This is a genomic window from Klebsiella sp. JB_Kp031, assembly GCF_040064295.1.
GTDB lineage: Bacteria > Pseudomonadota > Gammaproteobacteria > Enterobacterales > Enterobacteriaceae > Klebsiella > Klebsiella quasipneumoniae.
The window spans coordinates 32,250-53,031 of the sequence record NZ_JBEAJW010000005.1; the positions used below are offsets into that span (position 1 = coordinate 32,250).

Below are 20,782 nucleotides of genomic sequence, written 5' to 3' on the forward strand. Positions count from 1 at the left end.
TCACTTGTTGAACTAGATCATCAATCGAAAGGAACACATTACAACGCGCCAAAAGTTACTTTTATCAGAATGCACACAATTTAGCTCGAATAAGAATCTGGATTGTGATTTGGTAACAGGATCTTTAACTTTAGCAATCAGAGTATGCCTTGCTTTTACATTGCAGTATCACCATTTAAAACAATAAGTTATAACGAAACGCCAAGTGCTGATAACATGCCTTTTCACTGGATCTGCGCTTACGAATGTGGCACTGAGGCAATTCTTTAACCTTGTAAAGAATGAGTGAGCCCGCGCTGGAGGTCAGACCTGTGGTTGCATTTAAACCACGTGTGTTACATGCCTACATGGGAATGATTCTCATCAACTATTAAAAAGTCACTTTTACATAAATCTAACAATGTACTGAAAAAAAATATTGTAAAAATAGCTTTTTTCCTCTCTGGCGACGTCATCACATCCCTCATAAATGTATGATCACACAGAGGTGATAAATGACTATTCTTTCAAATCTAAGTATTGACCTTACTGATTTTACAGGACGAATTCTTATCGTCAGTGACCTTTATGGACATTTTGAACTGTTACTCAAGGGCCTTTCAAAACTGACCCAGTCCGGTGATGAAGTGGTTGTTATAACTACTGGTAATTTGTTTGACTGGGGCCCTTCCCCCTGTCATCTGCTTGAGGCAGTGGTTTACAAAAAATTTGGTGACAGGAAAGTTCATTTTTTCACTGTGGTAGGTTTTCATGAATTACTTATGACTGATGCTATTACTCAAAAGTACCTTAAAACCTTCAGGTACTTTCCGGATACACATACTCGTAAACACTGGAGAAGTTTAGGTGGAAGCTGGCATGACTCTTACGACCAGATTTTGCTTGAACGTGATATTTATAAAATCGATTACCCACTGGTAATAAATCTCAAAACAAAACTAGGAACATACATAATTGGTTCGTCAGATATCCCCCACGATGGTGGTGACTGGAACACTCTCATGGCAACCTTGAACAAGTTGGATAACCAAAACTTACGCATTATGGCGAGTAATATAACCAGAACTAGGTATTTTCTAGAATCAGGAAAGACAATTGATGATATATCGCTTGTAGTATTAGGAGTGCATCAACCTGATCAATTAAAACGAATTCTATCAGGGCAAACTGAACTAGCTAAATCAACCTTGTGTCTGTTCCCTAACAACTGGGATGGACTCTCAAATGCACCACTGGATTTCAAAATTAGATTTCTTGACATCACTGAAAGTGAATATGGGAGTTGCTATGAGTTTTAAGAATTTAGCTTGTGTTATCTTATTGTTACCAAACGCAAGCTACGTAATGGCAGGCTCTCAGCTCCAGCTAAGTTCTGATGTTATGGTTGACCAGAAAATGAAAAACATTGTTGTCCAAACAAGTTATTTTAAAAACAAAATTGACAACACAAAATTTATTCGAATTAGCAATCACACAAGATCATTCCCATTAATCCTCTCCTTACCGGAAATTAAATACTCTGTCATCATAAAAAATGGACACAGTACGCTTCTCTCAGAAGATGATGGCATGATTTGGGTAGAACCTGGGAGTAACGTCATACTAAAAATTAAAGAAGCTGAAAAACTCTACGATTTCATTCCAATAGTCTACATTACAGGGAAAAAGAAACCAAATGTACTTACTGTTTTACCCGGTAAAGCAATTAGTGCTGCAAAAGAGACAAAGTTAATTGAATATAAAGTTTCACCTAATCAAAAAAGAATGTCACATGATGACAAGGTTGTTAAGCTATCAGGCTTTGCTAATATAAATAAACTGAAGAAAGGTATTTATGAAGTACAGGTCGACAAATTTACTTCTGTGAGCTTTGATAAGGAGGCTTTTATAATTACCCGAAATGATATGCTTGCGGGATCACAATATTACACTAAAAATCTTGTTGCCTATCCACATGAAAAAATAATAATGAACATTAGCGGAGAAACTCATGTTGAAAAATAGTCTGATGTTCCTTGTAATAATTTTACTAACAGCTTGTCAGCACACCCCAGGATGGCATAAAACGCTACCCGCGATTAACTTTAGCCCTGTTAAAACAGTTGAAATGCCAGGGAAGGTTACAGGGGAATATTCTGTTCGCGTAGTCAATGCAGGTATCGACGTATATATAATAATTGACAATGGTTATAATGAGTTTATGACTGTAGATAAACTTTCCTTATACGGGAATCGTTGCGGATATGAGTCTCAGGGGGAGTTGCTCATTCCTCCCGCTGCAGTCAGTACATATATGGTTCCTAATGTAGCATTATTAGGTCTGTGCTATACAGATGATATAAAGTTGATTTTCATTAACAATACATTCAATGGTTTGTCCAAGGATAAGAAGGATACAACTGTCCCTATTGAAGTGATGATGCAGTTTAAGCTTACTTCTGCTAAAGAAAAAGAGGAATTTAATGATGTTATTTATAGCTCGTGGAATTAAAAAAGTTTGCTTAGCTGGATTCGCTATTGTTCTGACAACAAGTGCATCATGGGCCTTTACCTATACGATTGACTCAAATCCCCAAGGAGCTGTAGTCATTAATGTGATCACAAAGGAAAGAATGGGTTTGACACCAATTAAAGTGGATATACCAGATACACAGGAAGGAAAAACATTTGGTATCCTTTACAAAGACTACCGAAATGTTGCCCTCATGATATACAAACCAGCACCAACCGCAGAGAGAGCTTTTACTAATAGTCCACCCGTTGTGGTCACTAGCGCTCTTCCTGGTGAATATCCCTTAAGTGTAAATATTGATGAAGTACGGGATAAAGTTGTTGTGGATTTGCGTCCAGTCATGTCACAACCTGTTACTTTACAATAAAAAAGGGGCTTATGCCCCTTTTCTCTTTAAGCAACCTGCCTTGTTTTCATGCCTAACTGTACTAGCTCTTCTTCATAAACCCTGTCAATTGCTTCGGCATACGTATATCCGTCATTAACAAGGTTCCATATTTTACGTCGGTCAGACGGGTCTGTAGTAAAACAAAGTTCCATTTTACGATCAACATAAAGACGGACGATTTGTTGCACGTTCTCAAAACGAATCATAATCTCTGAAAAAACATACTTTACAGTCCTGATCATCTTCATCCGTTCATATTCTGATGCTGATGCTGAAATATATTTATTTTTCTCCATTGAATCAATCGCCTCTGGGCTCTGCTTCATAATAAATTTCCATGGTGAGTTGTTGGCTATCGCTACACCGATTGGCGACTTGTAGAAGTCTTCGAAGCTCTGTGTAATACAGATCCCTGCACAGTTTGTTTTACGGAAACGACGCCATGCTGCTTCAAGGAATTTAGTAAAAAAGTTAACAGCAGCATCATCACCATTACTTTCGCCGATATACTCCCAGGCCTCATCAAGTATAAACAAACGACGACGACCATCCTTTTTAATAAACATAGCATGCTGTGCTGCCTGGATTATCGACATTAACACAACCCACTGAAGATGTGGTGTAGGTTTGAGTTCTTCAAGTTCAAGTACAATGAAGCGGCTATTAAAATTAATGGGTGGCAATGATGTTGTAAACCTCCTACCGTAAATGCCGCCTTCACACCAAGGTCCAAGTTGAATGCCTATATCTTTAATTTCTTGTTTCTCATGCTTCATGCATTTTTTAGCGAAGCCAGTAACTGAAGGAAGATATCCATCTTCAGGGCTATTTGATTCCTCAGCAATAAGACGAAGCATTACTGCTTCCTGTAAAGAACTAATGTTACCATTACTTGAAGCCATTAGTTTTAGTTGATTCAGAACCATGATTGTTTGAGCAATAATGTCTGATTCTTTACTTTCTTCTCCTGAATTTCCCGTTAATCCCTCCAATGATTCATCTCCTGTATATTTTCTCACCAGGAAAGCGAAAGGGTTAAGAGAAAAGGTAGCGTCAACTCCAAAATCAATAAATTGAGAGTCCTCAAATTGCTCAGCAAGCCCTTGATATGAACGTCCGATATCAACAACAAACACCTGAGCACCATCTGGTGACGCATTAAATTTGCCATTCAGGTCCAGAGGCGGATCGTATTTATCTGCCGTAAGCAGATCTCTAATATCATCAAAATGATAAAGCGGATTTATATGCTCGCCAGAACAAAGATAGTTGAGAATAATGTTGTTTGCTGCAAATGATTTACCTGCCCCTGAGGTAGCCCCAACGCATACGTTGTAACTGGCTGAAGTTTCGAAAATATCAATCATAACCAACTGTCCCTCGCGGGTTACAAATGGAATGACTGGATTTGTGGAGTTTCCTTTCCACGGGCCAAAGATAGGAGCTAGGTGAGCCGCACCCGTATTAGTCATTACATCACCACGATCCATATCTCTAAAAGTCGACGGATCATTACATAAAGGTAAAGCCGACATGACACCTGAAAAACAAATATAACTATCATCAGCCACAACGATTTTTTTCTCGCTGTAATAGTTAATTAGACTTTTTGCAGCTATTTTCACTTTTTCCAGTGTATTATCCATGACGATAAATGTCATGTAAGTTTGTAGTAGTTTAGCTTTATCCTCCAACTCTCTAGTCAATGCCGAGTAATCCTTGTCCATATCGGCAAGGCGAGGAAGATATTTTAAAACAATAGGTATTTTTGACTGATTATCTGTTATCGCTTTATAACGAAGATACTCTTTCTGTATTTTCTTTTGATGCGGGAATTGTATACAGAAGTTGATAATAAAAGGAGAGAAAATGGTTTTGCTTCCAGTCATCCAGTCAACAACCAACTCGTAAACAGCACCAAAGTTGACATATTCAGGGAATTTTGTCATCGACAAATGCTTAAAATATCGTTGAGCTGTCTCATCATCATCAGCAGACAATGACGCGAAATAATCCTCCCCCACCTCATATTTCCTTCCTGGAATGTTGACCTGATTATTTAATGGCATTAATGTACTAGCTTCAAGTCCACCATATTTCCATCTGGAGTCTTTTCCGGGGTTTAATATTTTATCAACACTGTACAACCATGTGTCAGCATTACCAACAATTGGTGACAAGGTTAAACCTTCTAGTTTAGATAGAAGGTCTTTAAAAAGGCCATCCAGTCGCATGGATTCGGATTCATTAGGAGAAAAACCTTTAATAGGTATCCTAACCGTTACCCACAACTCGAAATTCCTAAGCTTCAAATCATCAGCTTGCGTGATCTTAATGCCATCAGCTTCTTTCAAAGGCTCATATTGACTTTTTGTCAGGTAATCCAGTGAGTATACGGTAAGAAGATCCGCCTTTTCATTATCCCTACCTCCCATCCTGTTACCTCTGCGACGTAACCAACGGGACAATGATATGTTGACATCCGGTAAAGCAGCCAGTGTCATTTGCATAATGGACTCCGCAGGAAAATCCATTTTAAACAGATCCGTCAATAGGTTTTGTTGGTTATCATACAATCCAGGAGAAGGGTTGCAGACAAAAAAGAAACCTACCGCGTTATCTTCCAGCAAAAAATAAGGGGCATCCACCATTCTGTCGACCACGGGAATGAAGTGCCCTAAGTTATATCTTTCAAGTTCTTTTGCGAGACGTGAATTGTTCATACTGTTACCTTACATTCCGTGGAACACTATATTTATGCGTGTGGCTAGAAAGAACTACCGGTAACCCCATTCGCCGTTACGCCTTTAGTACTACGTTGCTGCTGCTGCATGTTGTCACGAGCGCGTTCCTGAATTTCCAGTGGGACAATTCGCGCCGGATTTTTTAATGCTGAATCACCTGCCACCCACGTTTGAGGCTTAACATTGACATATACATAGCCAGGGAGGTTCAAAGCGTCGTTATCGTCTGTGTAAGGCGCGATAAGCACACGCATAACTTTGCCTTGTCTTAACACAGCCAGCGGCTCAGGAGCGATAACAGCTTGTCTCGTACCCTGTACCTGATACTGACGCTCTTGATATGAACTCAGCGTTGGGTTTACCGGCTTGCCATCAAATTCTGAATACAGTCCCTTTCCTGCTGGTACGCGCTGCTGCGACACATAACTCGCTGTTGTCAGCGGCTTCACCGGCTTAGAAGTTCCGGTGAACAAGGGTTTAGGGCCAGCACTTACTACCGGTTTCTTTGGGTACTGCACGCCCGGTGGCGGAGTCAACGACGTTGGATATTTGCTATCTGCAATATCCTGCTTTCCCTCATCACCTTCCTTTTTTAAATATTTGAGATCGTCATGATTGTTAGTTGCTTCCATAATTGCCCGTGGCCCCATACACAGCACACCTTTTTCAATACCTGGGCAGCTGCTCTCAGATTGACCTATGCACCCTGATAAAGAAGACACCGCAGCAACAGACATGAGAAATTTCGTGATGTTGTTCATTTATATACCTTATTTGTTAAAGGGATTTTTAAGCAAAGGTTGTAAGTTCAGTTTTAACCAGTTTTTATAATCAGTCGGTAATCCATTGCCCAACACTCCATCTTCACGAACTACAGATGGGATGCCTTGAACGTTATAAATGGATGCCAGGTATAGACCTGTAACGATAGGTTCTACTGAACAATCTTTCAGATTTTCATGAGGAATAAGCCGGTTGTTTATATCTTTTGATTTTCCTAATAACGACTGAAGAATATCGTAATTGGTAATTTTACCAGCTTTAACAGAGCACCACATTTGTTTTACCCGTTTAGCTGATTCGCCAGGGCTGGGTAAAATAACAATATCAAAGCGAACAAGTTCCCTTTCTTCATTCATCTTTTTCAGAAAGTCAATACAATCTTGACAATCAAGAGAAATGAATATAACTGCCTGTCGTTTGAGGGACGGATTCCCGAACTGGATAGTAAAGGCATCCTCAGGTTTGAACGGTGCTTCGTTCAATGGTAAAAAGTAACTTTCTCGGATATCTGATATCGATTGAACTTGTTTTTTCCTGAGAACATCATAAACTTTACCTTCTGAAAAAGAGTAGCGACCCGTTGTGGTAACTAGGGTGAGGCCACTTCGCTGATCCTCAAATAAAAAAATCCCACCCGTCGGTAAGTAGACAGCATCCTTTGGCTGGTAAGGACTAAGCTGGCTAACTAATCCCCTTGACGACTGATTTAAAGCGAGGCCATTTTCAGCAGCAGCGTGTGTTAACGCCGCAGCTTCTGCATCATACTTATCAGCTGCAGCAGAATGAGTTGAATTGAGTAGTGCTATACACACGAGCAACTTGATAAGTAACTTTCTCATAATCACTGTTTACCCTCAAAATATTTAGGGTCTATACCATATTCAGTCAGTTCGCTTTCTACTTCTGATTCATCTATGTAAGCTATTTCATTTACTGTTGATGGTCGTGTAATGACATAATTCATATCGAGCACCAGGAAATCACGCGCTCGGTAAAGTGCCATCAACTTGCGAATATAAGGGAGATAACCTTCACCTTTTCCATTGTGTGCTTTTAAATACTGTTCATTTAAAGCTGAAGGGTTAAGAATGGCAATTTTTACGCTCTTATGAAACAGTCCTACTCCTTCATTCATTCTCTTCCCAATATACACTGAAATACATACCAGGATAGCGACGACAATGATGATTTTAACTGCCTTTTCGACTAAAGAATAAGACAGTGAGAATGTCAGGCTTTTCTGTTCGCTTGACACTTTTTCAAAATCAGCGTCATGATGGTCTTCATCTTTTACTGGTTGAGTCATGTTTATTTCGCCGATAAATTGGTTGGGATGGATGCACCACTAAGAACGACAAAAGTCGCATTAATACCCGGAGAAAGCTCTACAACTGGCCACTGCTGATCAATAATGTGGGTATACCAGTCTGTCAGCTTGTTTAATCCTCCCGAGACCATACCGCTTGCACCCACAGCGCCCAGAGCACCAATATTAGGTCCCTGGTATTGTGCTTGTGAGTTAGGGTCGATATTCAACTGGCTAACTTTGCTTGGGCTAAGTCCCTGCGCCAGCGCACTAAGTCCACCTGCAAAAGCACTACCCATAATGGCGTTACCGTTTCTTGAGATAAGCGTACCTTTGATACCGGCTTTACCATCGATTTCACTAACAGCGTATGCCTCCAATTTGATATCAAAGCTTTTGCCTTTAGAATTAACACAGCTCAGACTAGTTGTGCGGATATAGACTCGTTCAGAAGCCATATCTCCACGAGCAGTACCTAAGAGGTTGCAGTCACGTAGATCCATTCTGTAGTTATTGGGTAAAAACACATCGCGTTTAACCCTGAACGTTACTCCCAAAGGTTCTTCTTGAGACGACAATGATGTCGGCGCTTCAACACCTGTCACCAGAACTGCATACAGTTGAGACGTAGCAGGCAAATACTGGTCTTCAGCACGCTTTGAGTGGCGAGCATTGCTATCTACCGGCTTAGTACCATCGCCTGCGATAGCAGCTCCAAGTCCAGCTTTAACGACCCGCTTTTGATTAGCGTTAGTAATGTTCTTTTCAACAATTGGTGTCACTTCAAGTACACCGTTATTGGCAGTGGTAATGCTGTTGCTGGTAATAGTGCGTACCAACTGAGTACGTTGAGGCGCAATCCCTCCGGCAACTGGTATTTCCTGATTGCGATTCCCTTCTGCATTACGGTTTAGCTGATAGGCTGGATTTTGCTGCTGATTTTCATAGACCGGCTGGCCTACGCGATTATCAAGACTACGATTGCTCGCAGGTCCCTTTCCATTCTGCATATCAGAGATCTGTTGGTTCAGTTGCTTAATTTGGATTTTAAGTTCAGTTAGCTCACTGGAATTTTCGGCCTTATATTTTTCCATTTGCTTAACCTGATCCAACATGTTTTGTTGATCTTTACGGTTTTCCTGCTGAACTGTTTGCAAAAACCTTTTCTGACCTTCTTCATCCATATTGACGATGGAAGAAGTGTCAAGCAAGTTAGTCACAGGCTTAATTTTTTTAGCTTTCTTGCTCGAATCATCACCGCCCATAAGCGTGAAGGTTACCATCACAAGAGCCGCTAATGCTAGGACAAGCAAAAAAGCAATTCGAATTGCTTTATTTTCTTCCCACAATTCCTTCAGCTTCAAAGTTTTCATTATGTTGACCTTTATTACTTGGTGGTAAATATCTCTTTACCCTCAATGTCCTGACCTTTTCATCTATCTGCGGTACAGAGTAAGGAGGCTCAGCCCGTAAATTTTTGAAAACGTTATTTTCGAGTTGCTCATAGAACTGACTATCACTATCCAGTTCAATGTGAGGCGACTCTATTGCCTGTTCATTGGTTTTCTGATTAAGTGTGGTGATGTTTTTTTCATCATAACTTTCATCCGGTCTTGAATCAAAGCTACCCTTTCGAGTGAAATCCTTATCAGATAGCAATTTGTCAGAGTCATATACCTTAAAATCATCAAAGCCAGGGGGCGCTGATTCTTGCACTGTATATTCCGATGGCACAATTTGAACCATCGCGGTGCGTTCCTTTGCAAAATTCCCTATAAAAAAACCCATCCCTAGACCGACACTGAACAAAATGCCCCAAGTGAAAATTGAAAAGTTACTTTTTTTTGTCATTCATTAATCAGACTTGGTCGTTTAGTTACACGTGACTCCCGTTCCTGGTAAAGCTTGTCACGAAGGATATACAGCTCAGTTTTTTCACCCGGTTGTAAGAATGCTTTATCAAAGATTGCGGTAGCAATCACACCTGGTGTTATGCATTTTTGGTCATCAACAACCGATGGATATGTCAGTGTGTTTTGCACAAGAATGACATCAACCAGTTCACGAGCCCCAATAAGACGTTGCCCAAGTTTTGCGTAAAAATTAAACCGGCAAGGGGATTTTTCGTTATTAGGTATAACCGAAAGTTTATCTAGTTGGAGTGCAAAACCGGTAGGTACCTCACCGTTAGCAACTGGATAAAGAATATCGATTATCCTTTGTTTGCGGTCATCCTGAGCAATAGCTTTTTCGTCAAGCTCACCCGATTGCGCTTTTTCAAGAAGTTCTTTATTTGTGTTTTCAGCGATATGGCGATCACGTTCAATGGCCATGTTACGCGTTAACTGTGTTTGAACACGAATCATAGCTCCCGGTACATCGATGGGGATCAATGTCAGGTTATATGTTGATTCAGGAACCCCTTCTTCGGACAACATGATACCTATAGGCGCATCTTTTACAGTTGTTATAAAGACACTGCCACCTTCTACATAGATGGTTGTATCTTCTGACGGTGCAGTTGTAGAAACGCTTACGTTCTTAAATGTCGTCTGGATACGGTTTTGTAAACCTAATGAAACAGGGAGAACAATGTTTCCACCCGGCGGCACCGTGACGTTTTGCATTGGCTGATACCGTTTTTTTGCTTCGTTTACCGCTTTCTGCCCAGGCCCCTCAGAAGGGGTATTGTTCAACAGGGAATCGGTCATTGACCGAACCGCTGGTGAAGAAGCACTCGCTGGTGAAAGTCCGGGGGCAGCAGGTAGTGCAGTTGTTGGGCGGTTCGAATTAACAGGCGGCTGATTGCTGTCAATTGGAGGTTGATTAACGGCCACTGTCCCCGGAACTTGTTTAACTGCATTAGTTACAATATTCACAGCTTCGGCGGAATCTGGTGGTTCATCGAAAGCTTGTGTATTCACTGCCGACGCCGGAATACTGAACGGTTCATCTGCATGAACAAATGGAGCCAGCACGTTTAATGTGATTAGTATACCTAAGAGTTTTCTTTTCATATTATTGAGCTTCTGCTTCGTTCAGTTGCTTGTTCATATCGGTATTTTCAGTGAACTCTTTTTCCAATACCTTCCCGTTAACTGTGACTTTTTTGATATTAGGGGTCCCTGAATACTGGTTCAGATACAGTATTCGAGGTCGCCCACTTTTCACACTCAAAACCATCTCGTAGGTCCAACGCTCAGTTTGTTCCTTATCAGAGACGTTTAGGAATTTAGTTTTGCGTGTCCCCCATACATAAAGAACATTATCACCGGGTAAAAAGTTGACGTCCTCTGCAACAAACGTTTGATCAACCTTTCTGGCAAGCATTAAATCCGAGGCTTTTTTGAGTTCTGCTTCTAACTCGCTCTGTTTAGATGCCGGAAACATCTTAAGAATATAACTGGTAACGAAAGTAACATTCTTAGGATTAATGTTCCCCAATGTGGTTGCTATAAATAGCCCCCATTGCGTCTTGTATGACTCACTGGCCTTACTTCCGGCAACGGAAACTTCCTCAGTCATATCCGGAGGGATGGCAATGACCTCTGTTGTGGAAAAAAAAACCACTTTAATTACCAAAAGGCCAGCAATTACCGTCAATAGTCCATTGTTTAAGATTAATTTTTTGTCACGCTGAATTAACTGACTGTAGGTAAGTTCAGCCCCCGTTTTCTTCACTTCTTTGGGAGACTCGAGTTCTTTTGACAAATTCAGGATGGACTTATGACGCTGAATTTTATCAGTGCTGTAACTTTCAGTCTTTTCATGCTGGACGTCGTCAGCCTCATCATTCTTTGATTTATCAACTGTCTTCTTCTTCGGTACAAACCTGAAGAAGTTCATGACGTTCTCTAAAAGTGACTTTTTCTCGTTCATTACTTCTCCGGGGTTCATTTAGCTGTACAGCACTCTCATAAAGGGATCAGAGAAATATCGACTCTGGAAAACAGTTCTTCCAGGAAGAAAACCATTCCACCAAAGTTTATGTTTCAATCTCCCCCGTACAGAGCTTTCCTTAGCTTTGTTGTATGAGACCCAGTAAACAACTGCGGTTACTGTGGCTATCGTCATGCATTCAAAAATGTTCCCGAATGCCAGGAGTCCCATAACAACACCAATCTGCTTTGCATCAAAAAAGAGAATCAGCAAAGGTAAATTAATCCGGTACGGAAAGCGGTATGTGTAGTTATTTTCCATTCAGTTACCACCAGTAGTCATCATGCTCTCTATTGTACAGGTAATAAAAAGGGGACTTTCGTCCCCAAATTGTTGTTTTGCTCGTTTAGCAAAAATTTTTTTTAAAGCACAACACCCGCATCAAGGAATCCGGTGATGATTTTTTCGCCGTTAGCCAAAATCATCATCATAAGGAATGAAACGAGTGCCAAACCCGGGTTCGGACGGCCGATGGAGAAGTAGAATGCAGAGATCAGCATACATGCGGCCAGGGCCTTCCCGGGCGCGCCACTTAAAGCTTCTGAAAGTTGGGTCCAAATTTCACCCAGGGCACCGTCATCCCCGCCCGCCAAAGCAATAGATGAGAACAACGCAGCGCACAACAGCGCAATAAATACTTGGAACATTTTATTGCTAAGCATATTACGCAGGCTTTCAGCCAGAGTGTAGTTAGCAGTAGTGCCGCTCATAGCCATTGATTTCTGGATCATTGTGAAACTCCTGAATGCGAATATTGTATATGTGTTCTGGTGACTAACCAGCAATTGGAGAATACCCTGGGTTAATTTTTTATTTTCAAACTAAGGAACAAATTTTTTAAACAAAAAAGAGAAAACGCTGAAGTTATAAAAGTTACTTTTCAATGAGTTTTTTTCTTATCGACATGTCATTATCAATTAGTTACAAATTTCGCTCTGTTTCATTCATTTCACTTTGCCAAAGAAAACATATTGATTTTAAAGTAGATTTTGACAACCTCTTTTCTCCCGTAATCCTTTTTATCCTCCTGTACATTCTTGGTTTCTTCGAAAAAGTCACTTTTTTGTCCATGCAAACACTGTTTTTGCGATCATAAAAGTAACTTTTGGACCTGATAAATTTCGATGTCCTTTAAAAAAGTGACTATTGGTCACCATCTTAATGTTCACTTCTTGAGCAAGGACAACCAGGGAGTTGAGAAAAGTCACTTTTTGGCTGTGATACAGTTCAGGTGTTAATTTTCCCCTTCCAGCTTAACTACCATAATTAGTGGGTCATCAAAAGAGGCGCACAAATCCTCCAAAAATGGTCCTAGAATGTAGAGAAAATGGAGAAATTTTGAATAATTTGTAACCCACATAACATACTGATCTTTAATAGTTTAATGTTATTTTTGGAATAATTATCTAAATGACTACGGTTACACATAGCACTTTGGAACATAATCAGCTATAGAAGATAAAACTTATGCTTTTACCCTCTTCCCATGGGCCATTTCTAAATGTAAATTTAGGAGAATTCTTATGTTTGTCATGAAAGGAATATCATGAAAAGTCGGATGGTAGAGGTCGCTGGGTTAAATCTTAAAATTACCATACATAACAACATGTTAGCTTTGAGTTATAATATTGACGGGCTCAGTATTTACAATTCAAGTCGTATTATTCGCAACTCAAAACTAACCGAATCTGAGATTTTCGCAAGAATTGACGCTGATTTGGTTAGCAAAGTTTTTTCTGTAAATATCAAGCAGATAAACAACATCGTACACTCTAATGTCTGCGTAATACCTATACAGACTCAAGCTAAACAGGTTAACTTTGCGGCTGGAGTAATGGCGTCTTGTTTCAAGAATTTCTGATTAATAGTCTAGATACCATAGGGATAATCGGAAGTATTATCGCTCCCCTGCTCGTGATGTCAGCTGGTTCTGGTGACATAAAAATACCCCCTTACCTAGCGATCTTTTCCTGATAGGATTGGAATATTTGTGAGGGGGGTAAATATGTGGGTCACAAAAGATAATGAAATTATCTCAGATGCTGAACCGGATTCAGACGGTTTTATGGAAGTTCGCCGTCCATGCCCTGACTGTTTAGGTTCAGGTATAAACTGCCTCCAGTGTGCGGGTTCTGGCTCATTGCCGGCTGTTATGGAAAAAGTATATCCTGTGTACGAGTGGGCTTCTAAAAACTCTCTACAGATGCCATTTAAATCACCTGAACAAGCACTTATTAAAAGCTTTCTTAAAGTTATTTTAGAGGCACCCAATCAGGGTAAAAGTAATTTTTACTCAGCACTCATCCAAAAATTGGATAAAAGTTACTTTCCTACAAAGTTACAATTTCGATGTCTGAAACCTAATGGATATAGAAAAAGTTCAGCAGTCAGCCTTCAAGTACGGCCCTTTACTGCCAAAATCGGTACCAAACTGTATCTGGCTCTAACCGTAATTAAAATTCAGGTGCTCACCAGAAAATGCTCTTCTGAGAGTTTTTCATCTTTACTTTTGGAGACCTCTGACCACCGCCATTTTATTGCTTATGATACGCACCCATCAGGGTTTATTCTTGGTAATATAATTAATTGCAATGTCCAAGTTGTTAAACGACTCTGGGTTAATAATATGAGTATATTGCTGGTGAAAATGATTTCATCTTCTCTGATTAAGTGACAGTGGTTACCAAACAGAAGTTATAAGTCTTTTAAAGAGGCAATACTTACTCGTTATGAATAGTCATAAGAATTACAAAGAGTTAGGGTTATTGCAGGATTTTTTTAGAAAAAACCATAAAGCTACCTTTAATTGTGATCAAAATAAAGTTGAGATCACCTCTAGTGATATCACTCCACTTCTTGTTAAAGGTAAAAGTAACTTTCAACAGGCTAAGTTTTGTTTATCCGGACCGGTGATGCATTTACGGTATCAACCTTTATGGTTTGCTATTTTGCTGGGACTGAACGCTAGACAACCAATCCATCAAGAACTTCAGTTCAATATTTCACTTGTTGAACTTATAGAAAAATCGGGACGTGTTTGTCAGGCACTCGGAATCAGGCAAGTCAACTATACACTTGCTGAAGTTTCTTACTTTTTGTTGCTACTCATAGAGTTCAGAATCGAGATACAAAAAAGTAATATCTGTCAGACCTGTTCGGTTTTTACAGAAATCAGTCACGATATAGATTTTCAGTCTATCAGCATGGCTAGTGTTACTATCAATCCTAGAGTGGTTGACAAACTTTGGGAACTGACTAATTCGGCGTCAGTTTTTTTGACAACTCTCTTTTTTGCCAAGCGCCCGGAACTATACAGCCTACTGCAAAAGTTACTTTCAAAAACTGAAGAGGTTTCCCTTAGCGACATTGCTCCTGCAACGTTGCAACACGTACAGTTGTTATGCCGTCATGGCCTCGTCACCTACACTAAAAAGCATAAAATACTTGATATTCATAGTGTTAGTGTTTTAATTGAAGGTCTCCACCCATTGTAAACAACCAGTAAAAGTAACTTTCATAAAAAATTTACCAAACTGGCTTTTTTGACCACATAGCGAGAAACTTTTACAAAATAATACTGTACAGTCTAATTTCAGAAATGGTTCAGTCATAGGTAAGAAAATGAAACAAACAGCTGACTTTTTTATCTCTACAGAGCGGAACGGGAGGCTAGTCAAAAATTTGCGTGAATTTAGTGACGCAAATCCTGACATTTGCCACAAAGCGGTTAATGGCCAACCGTTTATGATCGACCCAAGGGCATTAGTGTTAGTTCCAAACTGGAACTGCCGTGAGATGGGTCTGGGAGAGGCATACTACAAATTACCAAAACCTGCCGAGCATATTCAGAATCTTAAAAAAGCATTTCTGAATGGGGCAGACATTGACCCTATAACTGTCGTTATTGTTGACGGTAAACCACTTGTTCGACAGGGGAACTGTCGTACAAGAGCTGCGCTTTTGGCTCAACAAGAATCAGGTCTCCCCATCCTAGTTAGATTGCGTGAGTTCCAGGGTGACGAGATAGAACAAGAATGGCATTCTCTGGATGGGGCGAAATCTCTCCCCCTTTGCCCCGTAGGTCGCGGCATTGCCTATAGCAGACTGGTAAATGATGCCGGGATGTCTGTTGAGCAGGTTGCACAACGGGAAAACATTTCTGAAATGGCAGTTCGCCAAATCATTTCTCTTGCAACCATCGATGACGAATTAAAGACGTTGATTAGTCAGGATGTGATTTCGTACACACTCTGTCTTGAATTAATTCGTGATCTTGGTGAAAAGGAAGCTCTTGATAAAATTCGGGCAGACCTAAACGCAAAGATAATGGTTATTAATAGTTCCACCGGGAGTGATACCCTTCCTCTGAATGTTGCCGAAATAATTAAGTCTCATGGTAGTCCTAAGGCTGTCAGGGTCACTAAATCTTCACTGGGAGTGCAACCAATTCCTCGTAAACTGGCACAAAATCTCGCAGCCAGTACTAAAGAGGTTTGCAACAGATTACGAGCCTCACTTCCCTCTTCGTTTGATCTCAATCAGATTGGACCCAACGAAAAAATAAATATTGAAGTTGACAGACATCTAATTGAACTTATATTTAATTCAGATGACTCTATTCGTGGCCATGAAGCTAAGCTCGAGCGTAAAACAACAAAGGGAAAACTTTCTAGTTCTGCCCCATCAGTAACATCAGAGGTAAACTCTAATGCGCTGCCAGCTAATGATCCTATGGAGGAGCCCGCTTCAGAAAGTCAGGAAAACGAATTTTCGCTATTGAATTTACATTCCGCAGTTTGAATTTAAACAACGAGATAATTTAAATGATAGAGGGTTGGGCTATGTCTGATAGTAAAATCAACGAGATGCAGGGAATTCCCCCTTTTCCAGAAAATGGAGAACCTATTGCAGTATTGGTTCCCCCGGTAGCAATGAATAATTTTCCGTTGGCTAATCCAGAAGAGGATTAACTACTCTTTGAACCTACTCGTCTTTAAAGTAAGGGGCTATTTTACAGCTCCTTATTTTATTGTAACTTAACCTTAAAATAGCCCTCTATCGTTATAGACACTGAATAAAATCAATTCCGCTGTTTTTATTGAATGTTTTTGATTTCTATAGATTAACTCCTTGTTCTCCCTTTTTTGTATTTTTAAAATAGGGTATGTACAAGCCTTTTTCATTTGATTTAATTGTGTCATACATAACGAGATGGTGGGGCCTATCCATGACACATTCGAATGAAAGATGGTATTCAGTTGACGGTCAGTTAATTGATAATAAACTTGTTTTCAATATTAATGAATTCAACGGCACTGCTCGGTACGAAAAAAATTTTATCTGCTCATATTGTAAAGGCTCAGGTCGTCATCGTATCAGTTATGCAAATTCTTCAGGAAAATGTTCCGCGTGTAAAGGTACGGGCAAACAAGGTACCTTAATAAAAGAGTGTTTCACCCTTCAAATGCTTTTTAAAAAGAATTATCTAGCTGCTAAAAAGATTGTTTCTTCACGACACTGGCGTGAGAGTCAAGGAAAAAATTTATCAGCCCTTGAGAGACAAATCATGTCTTCAAGCAACAAAAACCCCTTCCTTAAAAGCCTTACGCTTACGATTCAAAGTGGTCGTCATCTTTCAACAAAGCAGATTGCTGTAGCAGAAAGTATCCTTTCCCAACTTAGCTGAACCTCCGAGTTAAAATGTCACTATCAAAAGATGGTGACATTTCTTTCTTTTGCTCTCTTATGTCGGAAACCCAGAAATATCACATGATACTATTCTCGTATAGACCTATGAGTGTCTTTGAAAAGTAACTTTCGTGGCTTCTCACATAAAAAGGTTTCCTATGCGCTTTTCACTATTCTTAAATCATTCTGCTTTAGCTTTGAGTCTCTCAATAGCCACGAGCATGTTTTCCAACGCCCAGGCCCGGGTATACGAGTACACCTTTACAGATATCAATGGGGCGCAAAAAAGTGTCCCTGAAAGTGCGCCCTATCTTAATCCACATGGGAATTTTAACGCTCTCCTCATTGGTGGCTTGGACCAACAAATCCGCTTAACCGTAACTCGCGATGCTGATAACAGTGCTGTTTACAGCACAACAACAAGTATCATCTCAGTTGATGACAGGATTTCTTCCGCTAATGGAAATATGTTTTACGGAAAGACTGTCACTATTCCACCTATCAGTGATGGTCGTTACACCATAAAATCTGAGATTTTAGACTCAAAATCGACCGTTGTTTCAACAACATCCCATCCTTTTATAATAGATACGGTTGGCCCTACGTCTGATAACTTCTCTGTACCATGGATTCCTGGGTACAACATGGTTGTAACGGGACCTCGCTGGGAACTTGGCCAAGGTCAAGAATCTGCCATAAATCTTGCAATTAAGAATATCAATGATCTATCTGGTTTTGATAAGGCTATTGTTCAAATAATAAAACCAGATGGATCAATACAATCCAGCTATACAATGGCCTACGACGATGGGTCAAGAGCTGCTACAGCCCCTATAACTAAAGGTGGTGGAGCGATAGCTAAAGCTACATGGATGCCAGTGTCGGATGCCGATGTAGAGTTTCGCTTTCGAGCATTCCTTTATGATAAAGCCGGAAATGTTACTCAAGTCCCCGACCAAAAATTTGTATTTGATTCTTCTGCAGGTGAATATGAGCTATTTGCAGTTGCAGACCCCAATTCTTCAACTAGTGTTGTTCCCGGCATTTCGTCTGGCTACATTAAATATTCAGCAGGGATGACTGTTAATACTAACCCTGTTACTCTTGTGTACAAGATTCCCAAACATAATTATAGGGCTTATAACAAAGCTGGTTTATCCTTCGGTTCTTTGCTTACTGAAGATAATAGTTATGTATATATAAAACAATCCACCCCAGTTGGTACATCATTTACTATTCATAATGGATACCAATACGGAGGAGGTAACGCTTCGTATAATGTTAAGTTAAGTTCAATCGCTCCGAAATCCCCATCAATAAAATCCTACTCAGCAAACTTTTCAACAATTGACGATTTTTCTGCTGGCACAATGAAATTCACAAACATAGATTTGCCAGGTGAGTATCAAAGTATAACTGTGTTTGTAGACCCTAGGGATTATGTGCAGTCATTTTATAACCTTACACAAGGCTACGAAGTTTGTACTATTGAGCCCGGAGAAAGTTCTTGCACTGGTCCTTTTTCATACGCAATAAATAAGGGGAATGGCTACATAGCTCATTATTTTATAGTTCGCAATCAAGATAAGACACTTACATCAAATCAATTTGAGATTCGTAGCATCTGGAATACGGATTTAATACCTAAGATCACAGGGTATGATTACAAAGAAGAGAATAAATCTGTCCTTGTTTATGTCACACAACCCGGCAATGGCAATTGGCGTGATGTCTTGATGCTTTCTAAGCTAGAGATACTGGATACAATTTCCAATACGGTTCTTCTGACGGGCACAAAAGCCGCGATGTCTGGAGAGGACTATACTTATGCATTTGATTTATCGGCTATACCTGAAGGGAAGTATGATTTAACCTTCAGGGCCACTGATACTTTTAACAACAGTTCTCAGTTGCCGTTCAGATCTCTTATTATAGATAACTCCCCTCCTTCAATTTCATTTTCGTATGAAGGGAAACCACTGTTATCAGAAAGTACAGTCTATGGATTAGAAAACATCTCAGTAGCTGTATCTGATGCTTTAAGTAAGTCCAAGATCTCTCAAATGGTTCTTCAAGGAGGCCCTGCATCAGATGATGTAGAATTAGGATTTACCCATAACACAGATGGTTCATACACACCACTTTATCCTCGTTTGTTTCCTTCACTTGATGAAAAAACTGATAAATACACACTTGTAGTTAAAGCTATAGATGATGCAGGTAATGAGTCATCAAAATCTATCCGTTTTGCATATTATCCTAAGAATCTCATTGTTCTTGATAAACTTAATACCCTTGCGGTTAACAAACCTTTAAACCTTTCTTCAGGTGAACCTCTGGCTGTTCTTAAAGCAAGTCAGTTACGCCGTAATGATGGTTCCTTAGCAAAAGGCGTACAGACAGCTTTAATTACTGTTAGGGGTGACTCAGCATTCCCAATTAGTGTTATTGGAAACCTTGTTTCTCCAGGTGAAACGAAAGAAATTCAAATAGATTTAGGTTCTGTAGGAAATGACGTTGTTGTCCCTATATTCCCAGGAGTATCTGGCGTTGTCGGTGCCTCCGGTTTTATTGTTGAATTCCCTCAACTAAAATAATTATTAACCACGCCAAAAACCAGCTTCTGGCTGGTTTTTGTATTTTTTTAATAAAGATGGCTGATATGCCTAGCCCCCTCCCCTTTTATTTTACATGACCTGAAAACCCATCTTCTTTTTTTTTCACATATCCTCCCCCTTCGATATTTACCAGTCATCCCCTGAGCTTCCGCAATTACCTGAAGTGATAATATGCTGAACACCCCCCCTCTTCCCGGTGATTTACTTGTGACTTAACTTACTCATGAAGACCTGTATGAATAAAATCATCCCGTTATTCGCAGCTACATCCCGGAAGCCTCTAAATTCTGATGATGCCCCACATATGCAGTACGATCCCTGTTCGCAGTCGTATATCTTAAGCCTCAGCGGATTCCTGATGCGCAGCAGCTGAAAACAACCCCCTTGTTCGCGGTCAGATACCTTAAGCCTCATCAGACTCCTGATGTGCAGCAGTTGAAAACAACCCCGTAGTTCGCAGTCGGATACCAGAGTCACAGCAGACTCATAATGTGCAGCTGGTGAAAACAACCCCGTTGTTCGCAGTCGGATACCAGAAGCCACAGCAGACACATAATGTGCAGCCGGTGAAAACAATCCCGTTGTTCGCAGTCAGATACCTCCAGCCTCATCAGCCCCCCGATGCGCAGCAAGTAAAACCCCATGTTCGCAGACGCATACCTGAAGCCACAGCAGACTCATGATGTGCAGGAGGTGAAGACAACCCCGTTGTTCGCAGGATGATACCTGAAGCCACACCAGACTCATAATGTGCAGCCGGTGAAAACAACCCCGTTGTTCGCAGTCGGTTACCAGAAGCCACAG

At 40.3% G+C, this 20,782-nt stretch carries 20 protein-coding genes; 10 read left to right on the forward strand and 10 right to left on the reverse strand.

All coding sequences use genetic code 11. The annotated features are described in order from the left end of the window. Positions 1-494: 494 nt before the first annotated feature. Genes ABLV64_RS04905 through ABLV64_RS04920 form a run of 4 tightly spaced genes read left to right on the forward strand, consistent with a single transcriptional unit; the run spans position 495 to position 2,879 of the window. Complete coding sequence (locus tag ABLV64_RS04905) at positions 495-1,298, forward strand: metallophosphoesterase (RefSeq protein ID WP_065813431.1); 804 nt, start codon at positions 495-497, stop codon at positions 1,296-1,298. Then, positions 1,288-2,004, forward strand: coding sequence for a hypothetical protein (locus ABLV64_RS04910; RefSeq protein ID WP_110437869.1), 717 nt, complete (start codon positions 1,288-1,290; stop codon positions 2,002-2,004). The genes ABLV64_RS04905 and ABLV64_RS04910 overlap by 11 nt, the downstream gene beginning before the upstream one ends. Further along, on the forward strand, positions 1,991-2,491 hold the full coding sequence (locus ABLV64_RS04915) for a hypothetical protein (RefSeq protein WP_038990199.1): 501 nt from the start codon (positions 1,991-1,993) through the stop codon (positions 2,489-2,491). The genes ABLV64_RS04910 and ABLV64_RS04915 overlap by 14 nt, the downstream gene beginning before the upstream one ends. After that, the gene (locus ABLV64_RS04920) at positions 2,463-2,879 is read left to right on the forward strand and encodes a hypothetical protein (RefSeq protein WP_014386510.1); all 417 of its coding nucleotides are present in this window, start codon (positions 2,463-2,465) and stop codon (positions 2,877-2,879) included. Before ABLV64_RS04915 ends, ABLV64_RS04920 begins: the two co-directional genes overlap by 29 nt. A 26-nt stretch (positions 2,880-2,905) precedes the next feature. Here the strand turns inward: ABLV64_RS04920 and ABLV64_RS04925 are convergent, their stop codons facing one another. From ABLV64_RS04925 to ABLV64_RS04970, 10 genes are all read right to left on the reverse strand, one after another. Beyond that, positions 2,906-5,623, reverse strand: a complete 2,718-nt coding sequence (locus ABLV64_RS04925; protein WP_038990197.1) for a TraC family protein — start codon at positions 5,621-5,623, stop codon at positions 2,906-2,908. Between the two features lie 44 nt (positions 5,624-5,667). Continuing rightward, positions 5,668-6,405: a type IV conjugative transfer system lipoprotein TraV gene (gene traV / locus ABLV64_RS04930; RefSeq protein ID WP_004181797.1), complete on the reverse strand. Its 738-nt coding sequence runs from the start codon at positions 6,403-6,405 to the stop codon at positions 5,668-5,670. A gap of 9 nt (positions 6,406-6,414) precedes the next feature. Beyond that, the gene (locus ABLV64_RS04935) at positions 6,415-7,266 is read right to left on the reverse strand and encodes a disulfide isomerase (RefSeq protein ID WP_029505578.1); all 852 of its coding nucleotides are present in this window, start codon (positions 7,264-7,266) and stop codon (positions 6,415-6,417) included. Positions 7,267-7,268: 2 nt separating this feature from the next. Further along, on the reverse strand, positions 7,269-7,733 hold the full coding sequence (locus ABLV64_RS04940) for a hypothetical protein (protein ID WP_016947308.1): 465 nt from the start codon (positions 7,731-7,733) through the stop codon (positions 7,269-7,271). 2 nt (positions 7,734-7,735) lie between these two features. Then, complete coding sequence (locus ABLV64_RS04945) at positions 7,736-9,106, reverse strand: TrbI/VirB10 family protein (protein ID WP_348843323.1); 1,371 nt, start codon at positions 9,104-9,106, stop codon at positions 7,736-7,738. Next, positions 9,066-9,584: a hypothetical protein gene (locus ABLV64_RS04950; RefSeq protein WP_029505576.1), complete on the reverse strand. Its 519-nt coding sequence runs from the start codon at positions 9,582-9,584 to the stop codon at positions 9,066-9,068. The genes ABLV64_RS04945 and ABLV64_RS04950 overlap by 41 nt, the downstream gene beginning before the upstream one ends. Beyond that, the gene (locus ABLV64_RS04955; RefSeq protein WP_029505575.1) at positions 9,581-10,750 is read right to left on the reverse strand and encodes a type-F conjugative transfer system secretin TraK; all 1,170 of its coding nucleotides are present in this window, start codon (positions 10,748-10,750) and stop codon (positions 9,581-9,583) included. The genes ABLV64_RS04950 and ABLV64_RS04955 overlap by 4 nt, the downstream gene beginning before the upstream one ends. 1 nt (position 10,751) lies before the next feature. Next, positions 10,752-11,612, reverse strand: a complete 861-nt coding sequence (locus tag ABLV64_RS04960; protein WP_038990191.1) for a TraE/TraK family type IV conjugative transfer system protein — start codon at positions 11,610-11,612, stop codon at positions 10,752-10,754. Between the two features lie 18 nt (positions 11,613-11,630). After that, positions 11,631-11,933 (reverse strand): type IV conjugative transfer system protein TraL, encoded by a 303-nt coding sequence (locus ABLV64_RS04965; RefSeq protein ID WP_016947303.1) that lies wholly within the window; start codon positions 11,931-11,933, stop codon positions 11,631-11,633. Between the two features lie 101 nt (positions 11,934-12,034). Further along, entirely contained in the window at positions 12,035-12,403 is a 369-nt protein-coding gene (locus tag ABLV64_RS04970) for a hypothetical protein (protein WP_004026504.1), read from the reverse strand. A gap of 1,274 nt (positions 12,404-13,677) precedes the next feature. Between ABLV64_RS04970 and ABLV64_RS04975 the strand changes: the two genes are divergently transcribed. The 6 genes from ABLV64_RS04975 to ABLV64_RS05000 all read left to right on the forward strand — a co-directional run bounded on the left by ABLV64_RS04975 (position 13,678) and on the right by ABLV64_RS05000 (position 19,957). Beyond that, complete coding sequence (locus tag ABLV64_RS04975; protein WP_014386506.1) at positions 13,678-14,346, forward strand: hypothetical protein; 669 nt, start codon at positions 13,678-13,680, stop codon at positions 14,344-14,346. A gap of 55 nt (positions 14,347-14,401) precedes the next feature. Next, positions 14,402-15,166: a hypothetical protein gene (locus tag ABLV64_RS04980; RefSeq protein ID WP_065813338.1), complete on the forward strand. Its 765-nt coding sequence runs from the start codon at positions 14,402-14,404 to the stop codon at positions 15,164-15,166. Positions 15,167-15,293: 127 nt separating this feature from the next. Then, positions 15,294-16,472 (forward strand): hypothetical protein, encoded by a 1,179-nt coding sequence (locus ABLV64_RS04985; RefSeq protein WP_004196657.1) that lies wholly within the window; start codon positions 15,294-15,296, stop codon positions 16,470-16,472. 41 nt (positions 16,473-16,513) lie between these two features. Next, a complete protein-coding gene (locus ABLV64_RS04990) occupies positions 16,514-16,642 on the forward strand; it encodes a hypothetical protein (RefSeq protein WP_004196653.1) in 129 nt (42 codons plus the stop codon). A gap of 257 nt (positions 16,643-16,899) precedes the next feature. After that, the gene (locus ABLV64_RS04995) at positions 16,900-17,358 is read left to right on the forward strand and encodes a hypothetical protein (RefSeq protein WP_072072313.1); all 459 of its coding nucleotides are present in this window, start codon (positions 16,900-16,902) and stop codon (positions 17,356-17,358) included. 160 nt (positions 17,359-17,518) lie between these two features. Continuing rightward, on the forward strand, positions 17,519-19,957 hold the full coding sequence (locus ABLV64_RS05000) for an Ig-like domain-containing protein (protein WP_348843322.1): 2,439 nt from the start codon (positions 17,519-17,521) through the stop codon (positions 19,955-19,957). The last annotated feature ends 825 nt before the right edge of the window (positions 19,958-20,782 follow it).

Bases quoted from the DNA above. Each gene is read 5' to 3' on its own strand.
- ABLV64_RS04920 (WP_014386510.1), top strand. From the start codon at position 2,463: ATGATGTTATTTATAGCTCGTGGAATTAAAAAAGTTTGCTTAGCTGGA.
- ABLV64_RS04955 (WP_029505575.1), bottom strand. From the start codon at position 10,750: ATGAAAAGAAAACTCTTAGGTATACTAATCACATTAAACGTGCTGGCT.
- ABLV64_RS04935 (WP_029505578.1), bottom strand. From the start codon at position 7,266: ATGAGAAAGTTACTTATCAAGTTGCTCGTGTGTATAGCACTACTCAAT.
- ABLV64_RS04965 (WP_016947303.1), bottom strand. From the start codon at position 11,933: ATGGAAAATAACTACACATACCGCTTTCCGTACCGGATTAATTTACCT.
- ABLV64_RS04945 (WP_348843323.1), bottom strand. From the start codon at position 9,106: ATGAAAACTTTGAAGCTGAAGGAATTGTGGGAAGAAAATAAAGCAATT.
- ABLV64_RS04980 (WP_065813338.1), top strand. From the start codon at position 14,402: ATGAATAGTCATAAGAATTACAAAGAGTTAGGGTTATTGCAGGATTTT.
- traV (WP_004181797.1), bottom strand. From the start codon at position 6,405: ATGAACAACATCACGAAATTTCTCATGTCTGTTGCTGCGGTGTCTTCT.
- ABLV64_RS04970 (WP_004026504.1), bottom strand. From the start codon at position 12,403: ATGATCCAGAAATCAATGGCTATGAGCGGCACTACTGCTAACTACACT.
- ABLV64_RS04940 (WP_016947308.1), bottom strand. From the start codon at position 7,733: ATGACTCAACCAGTAAAAGATGAAGACCATCATGACGCTGATTTTGAA.
- ABLV64_RS04915 (WP_038990199.1), top strand. From the start codon at position 1,991: ATGTTGAAAAATAGTCTGATGTTCCTTGTAATAATTTTACTAACAGCT.
- ABLV64_RS04925 (WP_038990197.1), bottom strand. From the start codon at position 5,623: ATGAACAATTCACGTCTCGCAAAAGAACTTGAAAGATATAACTTAGGG.
- ABLV64_RS04995 (WP_072072313.1), top strand. From the start codon at position 16,900: ATGACACATTCGAATGAAAGATGGTATTCAGTTGACGGTCAGTTAATT.
- ABLV64_RS04950 (WP_029505576.1), bottom strand. From the start codon at position 9,584: ATGACAAAAAAAAGTAACTTTTCAATTTTCACTTGGGGCATTTTGTTC.
- ABLV64_RS04960 (WP_038990191.1), bottom strand. From the start codon at position 11,612: ATGAACGAGAAAAAGTCACTTTTAGAGAACGTCATGAACTTCTTCAGG.
- ABLV64_RS04975 (WP_014386506.1), top strand. From the start codon at position 13,678: ATGTGGGTCACAAAAGATAATGAAATTATCTCAGATGCTGAACCGGAT.
- ABLV64_RS05000 (WP_348843322.1), top strand. From the start codon at position 17,519: ATGCGCTTTTCACTATTCTTAAATCATTCTGCTTTAGCTTTGAGTCTC.
- ABLV64_RS04985 (WP_004196657.1), top strand. From the start codon at position 15,294: ATGAAACAAACAGCTGACTTTTTTATCTCTACAGAGCGGAACGGGAGG.
- ABLV64_RS04910 (WP_110437869.1), top strand. From the start codon at position 1,288: ATGAGTTTTAAGAATTTAGCTTGTGTTATCTTATTGTTACCAAACGCA.
- ABLV64_RS04905 (WP_065813431.1), top strand. From the start codon at position 495: ATGACTATTCTTTCAAATCTAAGTATTGACCTTACTGATTTTACAGGA.
- ABLV64_RS04990 (WP_004196653.1), top strand. From the start codon at position 16,514: ATGTCTGATAGTAAAATCAACGAGATGCAGGGAATTCCCCCTTTTCCA.